Below are 13,731 nucleotides of genomic sequence, written 5' to 3'. Positions count from 1 at the left end.
TCGCTCACGCCGGAGGAGCGGGCTCCAGCGCGAGCGGCAGTCGGGTGAAGACCCGCCAGTCCGCATGGGCGAGCAGGTGGCCGCGCTCGGTTGTCGGGGCGAACGCGAAGCGCTCCACGGCGGCGCCCACCATCGCCTCGACCTCCAGCGCGCCGATAAGCGGCCCCTGGCAGATATGCGCGCCGCCCCCGAAGGCCAGCAGCGCCGCGCCCTTGCGGGAGGGATCGATGTGCTCGGGATCAGGAAAGGCGTCGGGGTCGCGATGAGCCCGGTCGATCTGCAGGACGATCATGTCGCCCGGCGCGATCGCCGCGCCGCCAATGTCGATGGCGTCGACGGCGATGCGGCGATTGAGGCGCCGCAACGGCCCGGCGAGGCGGAGAGTCTCGCGGATGAAGCCCGGCATCAGCGAGGGATCCTGCCTGAGCCGGGGCTGCCAGTCGCGATGGCGGGCGAGCAGGTCGAGCGCTGCCGCCACCGTGCCGGCGATGGTGTCGGCGCCGGCGATGAGCAGGAAGGCGGCGAGATCGGCGGCTTCGTCGTCGGAATCGCCGGTGCCGAGATCGGCGATGCGGCTTCCGGCGGTGTTGAAGGGGAGCATCGCCGCGCGCAGCAGGCCGGCGGCGGCCTCGAAACCGTCGAGCTCGCGCATCGCCGCGCCGGGCAACCACGCGCCGGTCACCGTGAGCGCCTGCTCGCGCAGATACGCGCACTGGTCCGGCGGCAGGCCGAGCGCCGCGGCGAGCACCCGCGTCGGCAACGGCTCGGCGAGGGCGGGCACGACATCGCTCACGCCGCGTTCGGGTAGTCCGTCGACGATGCGGCGCGCCCGCTCGCGCAGGGCGGCGGGCGTCCATTCGGCCTGGGCGCGCTGGACGAGCAGACGCACCACCGAACGGGCGCGGGCGTGCTTGCCGTCGTTCTGGAACAGCATGGTCTCGCGCAGCAGCGCGAGCAGGTCGGTATAGTCGCGGCCCGCGCGGCTGGCGATGCGGTCGATCCGCTCCGCCACGCCCGCCGCCCGGAAGGCCGGCGAGCGCAGCACCGCCGCCACGTCGACATGGCGGCTCATGGTCCAGATGCGGTCGCGTGGATCGAGGCTCGGTGGGCCGGCCGGCAGAATGAGGGCGTCGGGATCGGTGAAGGCGACGCTCACGCGCCCGGCTCCGCCCCCGCCGGCCGGCTCTCGCCGTTCCCGGCCTTGTCGAAGATCACCGCCATGCTCTGCCGGATCGACTGGGCGTGATGGCGCACCGCGTCGGGATGGAAGGGGGCTGCCGGCGCGTGCTCGGGTTCGAAATGCCCGTGGTCGCGGCCGCGTACCCAGGTGGCGAAGTTGCGGATGCCGTCGCGCTGGGCGATGTCGGCCGGGATGTAGCGGATGGCGAAGCCGATGCGGCGCGTCGTCGAGAGGTTGGCCGGCGAGCCATGGACGATCAACGGGTCGTGCAGCGACATCTCGCCGGGGCCGAGGACCACGTCGATGGCGTCGTTCTCGTCGACCTCGGCGATCACCTCCTCGCGGCGGCCGAGCATGTTGAGCCCGTCGCCGCTATCGCGGTGCTCGAGGATGGTGCGGTTGCTGCCGGGCACCATGCGCACGCCGCCATTGGCGGGCGAGCTCGGGGTGAAGGCCAGCCAGGCGGTGACGGCGCGCGGCGCCGTGAGGCTCCAATGCGTCTGGTCCTGGTGCCAGGTGACGTAGCGCTCGCTCGGGCCGTTCTTGGCGATGAAGCTGGTGCCCCAGCACAGGAGGTCGGGGCCGAGCACGTCCTCCACCGCGTCGAGGAGGGCGGGGTGGTGCACGATGTCCCACAGCCAGGGCAGCAGCAGATGCGGCTTGGCGTTCATCGAGGGCGGCAGGCGGCCGGCGCGGCTGGCCTCGATGGCTTCGAGCGCCGCCAGCTTCCCCGCCATCTCCTCCTCGGAGAAGACGCGCACCGGGAACACCACGCCGTCGCGGTGGAAGGTCTCGATCTCGGCATCCGTCAGGCGCTTGCCCATTTTTCATCCTCCACCGGCAGCAGGTTCAGCAGTCCCTCGGCCAGGGCCTGACGTGCCGCCTGGCGGCGGATCTTGCCGCTCGTGGTGCGCGGCAGCGCCCCGAAGCCGAGAAATTCAACGGTCGGCAGCGCACCGCAACGGGTGGCGACCATTTCGGCGACTTGCCGGCGCAAAGCGGCGAGGTCGAGCGTGCGGCGCTCGGCCCGCGCCACCTCGCACAGCAGCGCCAGGCGTTCGCCCCCGGCATCCGACAGCGCCACGGCGGCGGCCGCCGCCAGTACCGGCCCTCCGGCATCGAGGGCGGCGGCCTCGGCATCGGCCGCATAGATGTTGCGCCCGTAGACGATGACGACGTCCTTGATCCGGTCGAGAACCACCAGCCCGTCGGCGGTGAGCGCGCCGATGTCGCCGGTGCGCAGCCAGCGCTCCTGGCCGTCGCCGTCGAGCTCGGGCAGCGGCACGACGGTCGCGGTGGCGCCGTGCCACAGGCCCATCGCCACATGCGGCCCCTCGATGCAGACCTCCCCGGCCTCGCCGGGCGCCAGCGGCGTCCCGTCGTCCAGATCGCGTATGGTGACGCGCGAGCCCGTCGGGGCGGTGCCACAGGCGACGTGGCGGCGACCGTCCGGCTCGCCGTCGCGGACGATCTCGCGCAGGCCGGTGCCCTTGCGGGTCGAGGTGGCGAGCAGCGTCGCCTCGGCAAGGCCGTAGCAGGGCACCAGGGCGGCGGCGTCGAAGCCGGCGGCGGCGAAATACGCCGCGAAACGGTGCAGGCTCTCGGCGCGGATCGGCTCGGCACCGCAGAAGGCGACGCCGAGGCTGGAGAGATCCAGTGCCGCAGCCCGTTCCGGCGTCACACGGCGCAGGCACAGCTCGTAGCCGAAATTCGGTGCCCCGGCGATGGTGCCGCCATGGCGGGCGATCGCCTCCAGCCAGCGCAGCGGTTTCTGGATGAAGGCGAAGGGCGGCATCAGCACGGCGGTGCCGCCGAGGAAGAGCGGGTGCAGGATGGCGCCGAACAGGCCCATGTCGTGATGCGGCGGCAGCCAGTTCACCGCGACGATCTCCGGGCCGCTGCCGAACACCTCGGCGATCATCGCCTCGTTGGCGACGAGGTTGGCATGGCTGACGACGATGCCGCGCGGCGTCTGCGTCGAGCCGGAGCTGTACTGGATCACCGCCGGCATATCCGGGTGCGGCAGCGGAACAGCCACCGGGGCGGCATCGAGCGCGGCGGGATCGATCCGCCGCAGGCGTCCGGCGTCGATCGCCGCGTCCGGGGCGGCAAGGATGGCGCCCGAACCGAGATCGGCGATCACCGAGGCGAGGCGCTGGCGGGCCTCGTCGCCGGTCGCCGGGAAGGGCACCGGCACGGCGATGGCACCGGCACGCAGGCAGGCGAGCAGCGCGATGATGAGATCGAGGCCGGGCGGCAGCGCCAGCACCACCGGCGCGCCGGCGAGCCCGGCGCGGAACAGGCCGCCGGCCATCGCCGCGACCGCCGCCGCGAGCTCGGCATAGCTCGCCTGCGCCGTGACCGCTTCCCCGCGCTGGAGGAAGCGGATGGCGACGTGGTCGCCACGCCGGCGGGCGTGGTCCTCGAGCCATTCCGGCAGGGTGATGCTGGCGGGAGCGGGGAGGGGTGTCACGGCTGCGATCCGGGCTGGGCGTCCTTGCCCATATTGGGCAGCACGGTTCGCATCCACTGGCGTAGCACCCCGTTATAGCGCTTCAGCGCCTCGGGATGGAACGGCGCTTCCGGCCGCTGCTCAAGGTCGAAATGCCCGTGGTCGCGCCCCCGCACCAGAGTGGCGCTGGCGCGCGTCGTCCCGGTCGAGGTCAGATGGCCGGGAATGTAGCGGATGGCGAAGCCGCAGCGCCTGAGGCCGGAGGTGTTGGCCTGCGAGCCGTGTACCAGCAGCACGTCGTGCAGCGACATCTCGCCGGGGTGCAGCACGATGTCGACGGCATGCGCCTCGTCGACCTCCACCTCGATCTCCTCGCGGCCCGGCAGCATGACGTCGTTGTCGCCGGTGTCGACATGGGCAAGGGCGACGTGATGGGTGCCGGGGCTGACGCGCATGCAGCCATTGGCCACCACCGACGGCGTGAAGGCGACCCAGGCGGTCAGCGCCTCCGGTGCCGACAGGCCCCAATAGGTGGCGTCCTGGTGCCAGGGCACATGCTGCGTCGTGCCGGGCTTCTTGTCGAAGAAGCTTGCCGCCCAGCACAGCAGGTCCGGACCGAGCAGCGCCTCCACCCGGTCGAGGATCGCGGGGTGATGCACGATGTCCCACAGGAACGGCGCCAGCAGGTGCACCTTCACATTGTGCTGGGGCAGCAGCCGGCCGGCCCGCTGGGCCTCTATCTCGTCGAGCTGCCGGAGGTTGTCCGCCATCTCGGCTTCGCTCATCACCGTGAGCGGCGACAGATAGCCCTGTTGCCGGAAGCGGGCGACCGTCGCCGCATCGAGGGAGGGGGCGCCGGTGGCGGCCGGAGCGAGCGTCTCGGGCATGTTCATCCTCCTGGTGCGGCGTTCACCACCGCTTTGCGGCGGGCGTCGAACAGCCAGCCGGGATCGCGTGTCGTCCGGAGCGGGCGGCCGCGGCGTTGCAGATAAAGCCGGCTGCCTTCGCGCAGCACGTCCATCGCGCTCTGCGGCGTGCTGGTGGAAATCCCGCCATGGATCTGGTGGAAGGTGCCTTCGCCGAGGATGCGGATCTGCTGGACGTCCGGCAGGGCGCAGGCGCGCAGATAGGTGTCGGGATTGACCACCCCGCCGCCGGGCTCGACGAAGGCGCCGTCATAGCCGCCCAGCTCGTCCCATAGCGTGCGCGGCAGGAACAGCGCGTTGCTCTCCAGCATCGGCCCCTCGGGTCCGGCGCGCAGCTCGCTGGTCGCGACGTCGAACAGCCGGTAGCCGTCCTGCGGCCAGCCGATGCCGTCGAGCAGCTTGTCCTCGGCGGCGCGGTCGTAGCCGTGGCTGACGCTGTCGAACTGCAACGCCGGGCCGAGCTGGTAGTTCAGTGTCGCGATCACCGGGCGCGGATGCAGGCGGGAGGCCGCGAGGCAGGCGGCGAGCAGGCCCGGCGAGGCGAGGCGGGCACCGTCGATCCACACGCCGACGAGATCGGCGCGGGCGGCGGCCAGGCCGGCATTGATCGCCGGCACCGGCGAGGCCGTCGGCTGCGGCTGGCGCAGCAGGCGGATATCGGCGTCGAGGCTGGCGACGTCGGCGTCGCCGGGCGGGGGCGACGAGCCGTTGTCGACGACGATGATCTCCACCTCGTCCCGGCACAGTCCCGCCTGATACGGGGAGGCCAGCGAACGCAGGGTCCGCGGCAGCTCCCGCTGCATCTCATAGCTGACGAGGACGACCGAGACGGCGGGACGGCTCACGCGCGCGTCTCCGTCGCCGCCGCAACCGAGCCGCCATCGCTGGAGAAGGCGGCGGAGAAGGCGTCGATGCTTGGCTGCTCGAACAGCTGGACCGGATCGACCTGCGTGCCGAACTCCTCCTCCATCACCCCGGCCATCACCACCGCCTCGACGCTGTCGAAGCCGTAGGTGTCGAAGGTCTGGTCGGTGGGAACGCCGTCCGGCAAGGTCAAGACGCCGCCGATATAGTTCACCATCCAGCTGCGCAGCGTTTCGCGGTCGCAGGGAAGACGTCGGTCCATGGATCACCTCTCTTCATGTCAAATGCCGAACGGGTCGCCGCCGCCGGCCGGTTCGGCGCGCATGCGGCGGGTGAGCAGGGGGGCCAATGCCCAGCCGGGGCCTTCCGTGGCGACGGCGCTGCGCATCAGCTCAAGAGCGAAAGCCCGGCGCTGCGGGCCGCGTTCCGACCGGACCGCGAGCGCGGCGACGAGACGAGCCCAGTGCTGGTCGAGCGCAACGGCGACGGACGCCGGGACGAAGGAGCCGGTTTCGCCCTGCCGGCCCGCCGCGAGGCGCCACGCCTCGTCCCAGCTGCGCGCGAGGTCCTGGCCGCGTCCGGTATGGGCGAGGAAGCCGGGGAACTTGTTGTAGCTGGGACGGCCGACCAGCACGCCCGGCACGCCATAGGTCGAGGCGACGATGTAGCCATGCAGCGAGGCCCCGACATAGAGGGCGCTGTGAGCGAAGGCGGCGGTGATCTCACGCAGGCTCGGCGGGTCGTCGAGCAGCAGGCATCGGTCGCCGAGATGGCCGGCGAGCTCGCGGGCCACCGCCGGATCGTCATGGCTCTGGCCGACCGCGACCAGCATCGGCACCAGCCCCTGCGCGTCGGCGAAGGCGCGCAGGGCGTCAGCGAAGTCGCGGCGGTCCAGACCGGCGATGGAGCGGTTGCGCACATGGACGGCGAGCAGCCTCGTCTCCGGGGCGAGGTCCTTGCGCGCGAGCAGCTCCCGATACGGCGCGGCAAGGCCGGCCTTCGGCCAGAGCCGGGGCAGATCGGCGATGGGGTCCGGCACCAACGCGACCTCGACATCGGCCGGTGCCGCCAGCAACCGCGCGCTGCCCTCGTCGCGCACCGCGACATAGGAGGCGGCGCGCAGGGCGGCGGCGATTACCGTGCGCTGGCGGCTGGAGAACGGGTGCGGCACCCCCGGCGCATTCCACGCCAGGGGAATGTCCCGCAGCGCCGCGGCAAGCGTGGCGCCGAGCCACAGGCCGAGACCCGACCAGTTGCCGGCCTCCTCGCCGATGTAATGGTCGAGGAAGGCGAGCGAGTTGGCATGGACGATGTACCCGCCGCCTATGACGATGCCGGCCGGGTCGATATCTCCCGACAGCATCGTGGCGATGTCGAAGCTGGGCAGGGCGTCGACGAAATTCGCCCGTCCCCCTGCCGGCGCCACCGGCGCGACGCGATAGCCCGCCTGGGCGAGGCGGTGGCCGGCGACCAGAGGAAACAGCAGATCGCCGTAATTGTTCATGTCGAACATGCCGGAGATCAGCACGAGATCGGAACCGCTCATCGCGCGGCTCCGAGGTCGGTCATCGCGTCGTCGAGGATCGCCAGGAAACGCCCGTCGGCGATCACGTGCTCGATGACGAAATGATCGGCGCAGTCCGCCACCGGATGCAGCCGGACATTGGCGAGCCCGTCGAGCAGCCGCGCGGCGTCGACGTCCGGCGCGAAGCCGGCGCCGAAGCACTGGTGGATGTTGGTGCCCGGCGCGGCGCGGATGAGCTCGACGATGCCGAGATCGGCCTCGGTGATGCTGGAGAATAGCGCGGCGCGGGTGCCGTTCGAGGCGGAGGTCGGCGGTGGCGGCGTGTCGTCCGACGCCTCCATGCCGAGATTGACCGGCCCGGCAAAGGAAATGGCGGCGCCGGCCCCCATCATCGCCGCGCAGCGTATGGCCGCGACGCCGGCGATGGAGGAGCCCATGGTGACGACCGGCACGCCGAGATCGCCGGTGATCCGACGCAGGCCGGCGATCATCGCCGCCTGATCCGGGCCGAGCGAGCGCACGCCGGCGGTGAAGCTGCGGTGGTTGAGGTCGCGCAGATAGACGACATTGACCGGGCGCTGGGCCAGCAGGCCGTCGGCAAGGCCGAAAGGCAGGTAGCCTAGGCCGCCGACGACACTGGAGAACAGCACCACCGTCGCCGCCGCGTCCGGCCTCGTCACGACCTGCACGTCGTCGTCGCAGGCATGGCTGATCGCCCGCGCATTCGACCAGGTCGCGGGCGGATGCGCCGTGAGGGCCGTGGCCAGCGGCCCCGCCATGTTGCCGACCGGCTCGGACCCGGCGAGGCGCCGAATGGTCTCGATGGCCTCTGCCACCCGGCCGTGGCGCAGCCCGGCGATGGCGTATTGGAACGACCAACGGTCATTGGATGCCAGCGCCTCCGCCCGTTCGGTCAGCGCCGCGAACAGGCGGCGGTCGACCTCGCCCGGCAAGGGGCAGCGATTGTAGCGGAACAGCAGCAGCCAATCGTCGGGCCAACGGGTGAGCGCCGCGTCGAGCCGGTCGACCATCGCCTGGGTCTGCCGGGTGAAGATGGCGGTCTGGATGGCGCGGCGGGCGAATTCCACGCGGTCGGGGTTGCGGGCCTGAAGTGCGCTGGCGAGCGCATCGGCCTCTTCGAAGCGGGCCTGGGCGAGATGGAGCTCAAGCTCGATGAGCCGGCTTTCGTCGGTCAGCGGCCCCAGCGCCCGGGCCTGCGCGAACAACTGCTCGGTGGTCGCCCGGTCCTGCTCGCGAAAGCTCAGCGCGGCGAGCTTGAGCAGGGGGAAGCGATCGTCCGGCGTCTGCCGCAGCAGGCCTTCAAGATAGGCGCGGCGGCCCGGCAGCCCGGCGATCGTCGCCGCCGTGCGGGAGAGCAGGCCGGTGCGGGTGCTCTCCGGCGCCGTGCCGGCCCATACGGTGTCGCGGAAGGCGGCGCGCGCCTCCTCGTTGCGACGCTGGCGCAGCAGCAGTTCCACCAGCCGCACCCCTGGCCAGGGATTGGCGGGATGGGCGCGCTGCGCCGCGCGGTAGCCCGCGAGCGCCTCGTCGATGCGGGCCTCGGATTCGAGCCAGGCGCCCTCGATCAACTGCAGGCGCAGATCGTCCGGCCAGCGTCGGCGCGCGGCAAGGAGGCGTTCGCCGAGTTCGCGTGGCGACGGCCGTTCCTTGACCAGCGCCTCGATGGCGGCGGTCTCGGCGGCGAGGGAAGAGGGGGGAGGGCTCGAAGCGTCCTGTCCCGAAGCTATCTGCGACAACTCGCGGTCCTGCCTGTCACCCGTCACGAACCGCCCATGCCGCGCCTTTCTACCGGGGGCGTCGACACCGTGGCCATTCGTAGAAACGCGCAATTTCTACAATCAAATCAGATTGAAAGCGCTGACAATAAAGCGGGAGGGCCACGGTTTGTAAAGACGGTCAGCGGCCTTCTCCCATGCGCTATTTTGCCGGGAATTGCATGAGCTTGGCAGTGTTTCGGCAAGGCCACGGCGTAACGAGGGCGTCCGGCCTTCCGCTAGGGCGGCCGCGCCCGTGTCGCCACGGCGTGCGGGGCGCGGCAGGCCGATCCGGTCGCGGTCTATCCGGCCGGAGTTTCCTCGCTGGCAGGCGCCTTTACCGAGACGAAGGTCACGCCCGCGACATGGTCGCGAAGCCCGTGCCGCACCGCGTGGGTCGGAAGTCCCATGGCGGCGAGGAGACGGCCGATGTCACGGCCGAAATCCGTATAGACGAGGGAGAGCCCGTCGGTGCCCGAGCCATGATAGACGGGCGGCAGGATCATCCGGTCCTGGGCTTCGCTGGTGTCCACGCGGGCGCGCGTCTCGTCCGGCGGCGGCATGCCGAGCGGCACGGTCCAGATGTGCATTCCGCCGGGCTTGAGGATGCGGCCGATCTCGGCGAAGGCGGCAAACGGCTTGCGAATGTGCTCGAAGATGTCGGAGGTGACGACGAGATCGAAGCTCGCGTCGGCGAAGGACGTCGCCATCAGATCCTGGCAGACGAGGCCGTCCCGCCGCGTTCCGCTCGGCAGTGCCGGGTCGTAGAAGGATTGTTCGTAGAGACCGGCCCGGCGCAGCCACGGCCTCAGCGGTCCCGAGACGCCCGGCTCGAACACCGCCAGCCCCGTCAGGCCTCCGCCTTCCGCCAGCTCGGCAAGCGTGGCGAAGCGCCCCTGCGTAGCGAAGCGTCCCTGCCCGAGCTGATCGAGCAGGACCTCCGCCTGGCCGCGATAGCGCAGCGCCGCGCGGCAGGCCCCGCAGGCGAAGGTTTCGCGCTCGCTCGGGTGGGTGCGGCGGAACGGGCCTTCCCAGCCGCAGAGGCTGCACCGGCCGGGCACGTCGTAGACATGGAAGCCGGCGTTCCCGATCTCGCTCAGCCGCTGGTCGAGGGCAGGGGGCAGCAAGCGTGCCGGGACGGTTTCGATCTCGGGCGCTCTCGTGCGGTGCCGTATGTCGTTGTTCTCGCTGCGCCCGGTACCAGAGACGAGGTCCGCCGCCGTCACCGCGTTCCCGGGCTCCGGCGAGGTGACGAGGATCGTGCTGTCGCGCAGGCCGAACCCGCCATTGAGCCGAACCACGGCCGGTTGCTCGACCGTATCGACGGACAATTGAAGGTCGACGTCGCGGGCGTTGGAGAGCAGCACGGCGCAATCCGTCCAGTTCCGCACGCTGACCTGTGCGCGAAGCGCGTGGGCCGGCGCCTCCCGCCGCCCCAGCAGGGACAGGGCGCGCTGGACCTGATGCGCGCGGATGATCAGCTGGCCGTCGAGACCGGCGCAAGCGGCGTCGATCTGTTCCACGGTCACGGCGCTGCCATGCACGTCGTCGATATCGGCGTCGAGCGAAAAGCCCCGGCAGTCGACGAGACGGATGGCGGGGCCGGCCACGCGCCGGGCGATGGCGCGTCCGCGCACCGCGATGCGCAGGTCGCGACAGCCGAAGGCGGACAGCACTTCCTGGCCGAGATCCTCGGCGATGAGCGCCAGCGCCGCGAAGCCCCGGCAGCCTTCCACGCGGATGCCGCCGCCCTGGGCGCGCAGCAGCAGGATCCGGTCGAGGGTGCAATCATCCGCGGCGACCTCGACGAGCACCGTGCTGCGGTGGCCGAGACCGGTAATGGCGAGCGCCTCGAGCCGGCAGCCCGCCGCCTGCACCGACAAAGCATAGCGCCCATCCGAGAAGCTGAGGATCGGCGGTTCCGCCCGCACACCGCGCAGCGTCAGCCGCCGGGTCAGCGCCAGCGTGGTGGCGAGGTGGTAATGCGGGGCATCGAGCGCGACGACCGTTCCCTCCGGCGCCTCGGCGAGGGCGTCGATCAGCTCCTCGCTCGAGGAGGCGGTGACGATCGGGGAACCGGCGTCCGCCATCATGTCCGGAACATGCGACAGCCCGGCCGGCGACCGGCGGGGATGCGGGGCATGGCCTCGCGGCAAAGGGGCACGGGAAGGAGCGGGCTACGAATCATCTCGGCACAGGAGGGTTCGATCAGTATCCGGCATTAGATCAGCAGGACGAGCCCGACGCGCAAGCACAAGCGCGCGTCGGCGGCATCGGCCCTCGTCGGGGCGGGTTGGCCGCGGCGGCTTGGCGGCCCGCCCATCCGCCCGCCTAGGCCGCCTCTGCGGCATCGAGCACGTGCGCCGATCCGTCGATGTCGAGGCGGACGCGGTCGCCGGGACCCGGCGGCGCCAGGCTGGAGGTCTTGATCGTCAGCAGGGGGAGGGAGGTTCCCTCCAGCGCCACCGTCACCGTGCAGACCGCGCCGCCGAACTCGACATCGATCACCCGGCCAATGCCGGCGCCATCGGTTTCCTCGTGGACGAGGCGGATCTGCTCCGGCCGCAGCATGAGCTCGACGCGTCCCTGCCGGTCGGGCCGGATCGGCACCGATCCCAGCGCGCAGTCGGCATGGCCGTCGCGGGCGAGCGCCGGCAGCAGCACCGCGTCGCCGAGGAACAGCGCGGTCTCGCGGTCGCGCGGCTGGAGATAGAGCGCGCGCGGCGTGCCGGCCTGGACGAGGCGGCCGCCGCGCAACACCGCCACCTGGTCGGCGAAGGACAGCGCCTCGGTCTGGTCGTGGGTGACGAGGATGGTAGTGATGCCGGCCGCCTGCAGCACCCGCGCCACCGCCTTGCGCATGTTCTCGCGCAGGCCGGTGTCGAGCGCGGAGAACGGCTCGTCGAGCAGGATCAGCCGCGGCTTGCGGCCGAGCGCGCGGGCCAGCGCCACCCGTTGCTGCTGGCCGCCCGACAGCTGGTGCGGGCGGCGCTCCAGCATCGGCCGGTCGAGTTCCACCATGTCGAGCAGCTCGGCGATCTGCCGCTCGCGATCCGGCGTGCCACGCGGAATGCCGAAGCCGATATTCTCGGCGACGCTCAGATGCGGGAACAGGGCTCCGTCCTGCGCCACGATGCCGATGCCGCGCCTGTGCGCCGGCACATGCGCCGGGCCATCGGCCATCAGCACGCCGTCGAACTCGATGCGCCCCCGGTCCGGCGCCTCGAAGCCGGCAATGAGGCGCAGCAGCGTGGTCTTGCCGGAGCCGGATGGGCCGACCACCGCCGTGCGCCGGCCGGCCTCGACGCGCAGCGACACGTCGTCGAGCGCGGTGACCTGGCCGTAGCTTTTGCCGAGGCCGTCTATGGTGAGCAGGGTCATTGGCCGGCCACCCGCGTCGATTGGGCATGGAGCAACAGGGTGAGCGGCAGCGACAGCGCCACCATCATCACCGCATAGGGCGCGGCGGCGACATAGTCGATCTCGCTGGTGAGCGACCAGAAGCGGGTCGACAGCGTCTCGACGCCGTTCGGCGCCAGCATCAGCGTCGCGGTCAGTTCGTTAGTGATGCCGAGCGCCACCAGAGCGAGGCTGGCCGCCACGCCGGGTGCGGCGAGCCGCAGCGTGACCTGCCGCACCGCCTGCGCCGGCGTGCGGCCGAGCGCCTGGGCGGCACGCTCCAACTCCACCGGCGCCTGGGCGATGCTGGCGTGCAGCCCAACCATGGCGCGCGGCAGGAACAGCAGCACATAGGCGACGAGCAGCGTCGCATAGGTCTGGTAGAGCGGCAGGAAATACTGGACGGTGAGGCTGACCAGCGCCAGCGCCACCACCACGCCCGGCAGCGAGCCGACATAATAGTGGCAGGCTTCCAGCACCCGCTGGATGCGGCCCGGCACGCGTACCGACAGCCAGGCCATCGGCGCGGCGGCGAGCGTGGCGAGCGCCCCGCCGGCGAGCGCCAGCGCCATGGTCTGCAGGAGGGTGACCAGCACCTCGGCCGGCCAGATCGCGGTGCCGCCGAGGACGATCCAGCGCGCCAGCGTCCACAGCGGCACACCGAGCGTGAGCGCGGCCATCACCACCGGCAGGATGAGTGCCGGCAGCCGCCATTGGCCGAGCGCGCGCCGCGCCGCCGGCCGGGCCGAGCCGGCGCCGACCCGGGCGTAGCGCTCGCCGCCGCGCAGCAGCGCCTCCAGGCCGATGAGAAGCAGGCAGCAGGCGATCAGCACCCCGCCCAGCATGTTGGCGGCCGGGCTGTTATAGGCGGACTGGAACTGGTCGACGATCGCGGTGGCGAAGGTGTCGAACCGGATCATCACATAGAGCCCGTATTCCGACAGCAGATGCAGGCCGATCAGCAGCGAGCCGCCGCAGATGGCGATGCGCAGTTGCGGCAGGATGGCGCGGAAGAACACCCGCCACGGCCCGAGCCCGAGCGAGGCGGCGGCGTCCTCGATCGCGGGGTCGAGCCGGCGCAGCGTCGCCGCCACCGGCAAATAGAGGAACGGGAAATAGGCGATCACCGAGACGAAGGTGGCGCTCCATAGGCCGCGCATGCCGGGGGCGAGGCTGATCCAGGCATAGGAATGCACGAAGGCCGGCACCGCGAGCGGGGCGACCGCCAGCCACGACCACAGCCGCGCGAAGGGCAGGTCGGTGCGCTCGGTGAGCCAGGCGAGCGCTACCGCCACAACGATGGCGATCGGCACGCTGGTGGCCTCCAGCAGCACGGTGTTGACCAGGAGTTCACCGACGCGGGGACGGAACACCAGCTCGCGCACCGTCTCCCAGCCGACCTCCCAGGTCGTGGCGACGACGAAGCCGAGCGGCAGCAGGCTGGCCAGCGCCACCAGCGCCGCGGCAAGATGCACCAGGGGATGGCGGGCGAGGGCATAGGGCAGGCGCGGCGCACGGCGCAGCATCGTCGTCGCGACGATCCCGTCGGCGGGAGGAAGGGAGGCGAGTGAGCCGTCGTCGTGCCGCAAGCTGGTGCCCATCCGAGGTAG

Annotated in this window: 11 protein-coding genes; all 11 read right to left on the bottom strand. The window is 71.6% G+C overall.

The window, feature by feature from the left end:
* Window positions 1–4: 4 nt before the first annotated feature.
* Window positions 5–1,156, bottom strand: a complete 1,152-nt coding sequence (locus tag LGR54_RS25995) for a cytochrome P450 (RefSeq protein ID WP_230361354.1) — start codon at window positions 1,154–1,156, stop codon at window positions 5–7.
* On the bottom strand, window positions 1,153–2,004 hold the full coding sequence (locus LGR54_RS07690; RefSeq protein ID WP_230361353.1) for a phytanoyl-CoA dioxygenase family protein: 852 nt from the start codon (window positions 2,002–2,004) through the stop codon (window positions 1,153–1,155). The genes LGR54_RS25995 and LGR54_RS07690 overlap by 4 nt, the downstream gene beginning before the upstream one ends.
* The gene (locus LGR54_RS07685; protein ID WP_230361352.1) at window positions 1,989–3,653 is read right to left on the bottom strand and encodes an AMP-binding protein; all 1,665 of its coding nucleotides are present in this window, start codon (window positions 3,651–3,653) and stop codon (window positions 1,989–1,991) included. Before LGR54_RS07685 ends, LGR54_RS07690 begins: the two co-directional genes overlap by 16 nt.
* Window positions 3,650–4,519 carry a phytanoyl-CoA dioxygenase family protein gene (locus tag LGR54_RS07680; RefSeq protein ID WP_230361351.1) on the bottom strand — a complete coding sequence of 290 codons (870 nt, stop codon included), beginning with the start codon at window positions 4,517–4,519 and terminating at the stop codon, window positions 3,650–3,652. The genes LGR54_RS07685 and LGR54_RS07680 overlap by 4 nt, the downstream gene beginning before the upstream one ends.
* Window positions 4,520–4,521: 2 nt before the next feature.
* The gene (locus LGR54_RS07675; RefSeq protein ID WP_230361350.1) at window positions 4,522–5,403 is read right to left on the bottom strand and encodes a glycosyltransferase family A protein; all 882 of its coding nucleotides are present in this window, start codon (window positions 5,401–5,403) and stop codon (window positions 4,522–4,524) included.
* Complete coding sequence (locus LGR54_RS07670; RefSeq protein ID WP_230361349.1) at window positions 5,400–5,684, bottom strand: acyl carrier protein; 285 nt, start codon at window positions 5,682–5,684, stop codon at window positions 5,400–5,402. Before LGR54_RS07670 ends, LGR54_RS07675 begins: the two co-directional genes overlap by 4 nt.
* Window positions 5,685–5,702: 18 nt before the next feature.
* Window positions 5,703–6,968 (bottom strand): polysaccharide pyruvyl transferase family protein, encoded by a 1,266-nt coding sequence (locus tag LGR54_RS07665; RefSeq protein ID WP_230361348.1) that lies wholly within the window; start codon window positions 6,966–6,968, stop codon window positions 5,703–5,705.
* Window positions 6,965–8,704 (bottom strand): lipopolysaccharide assembly protein LapB, encoded by a 1,740-nt coding sequence (locus tag LGR54_RS07660; protein ID WP_230361347.1) that lies wholly within the window; start codon window positions 8,702–8,704, stop codon window positions 6,965–6,967. Before LGR54_RS07660 ends, LGR54_RS07665 begins: the two co-directional genes overlap by 4 nt.
* Window positions 8,705–9,024: 320 nt before the next feature.
* Window positions 9,025–10,815, bottom strand: coding sequence for a class I SAM-dependent methyltransferase (locus LGR54_RS07655; RefSeq protein WP_230361346.1), 1,791 nt, complete (start codon window positions 10,813–10,815; stop codon window positions 9,025–9,027).
* Window positions 10,816–11,053: 238 nt separating this feature from the next.
* A complete protein-coding gene (locus LGR54_RS07650; RefSeq protein WP_230361345.1) occupies window positions 11,054–12,103 on the bottom strand; it encodes an ABC transporter ATP-binding protein in 1,050 nt (349 codons plus the stop codon).
* Window positions 12,100–13,722: an iron ABC transporter permease gene (locus LGR54_RS07645; RefSeq protein ID WP_230361344.1), complete on the bottom strand. Its 1,623-nt coding sequence runs from the start codon at window positions 13,720–13,722 to the stop codon at window positions 12,100–12,102. The genes LGR54_RS07650 and LGR54_RS07645 overlap by 4 nt, the downstream gene beginning before the upstream one ends.
* Window positions 13,723–13,731: the final 9 nt, after the last annotated feature.

The sequence above is a fragment of the Ancylobacter sp. Lp-2 genome, from assembly GCF_020523795.1.
Classification (GTDB): Bacteria; Pseudomonadota; Alphaproteobacteria; order Rhizobiales; family Xanthobacteraceae; genus Ancylobacter.
This window is presented reverse-complemented; position numbering and strand designations above follow the sequence as displayed.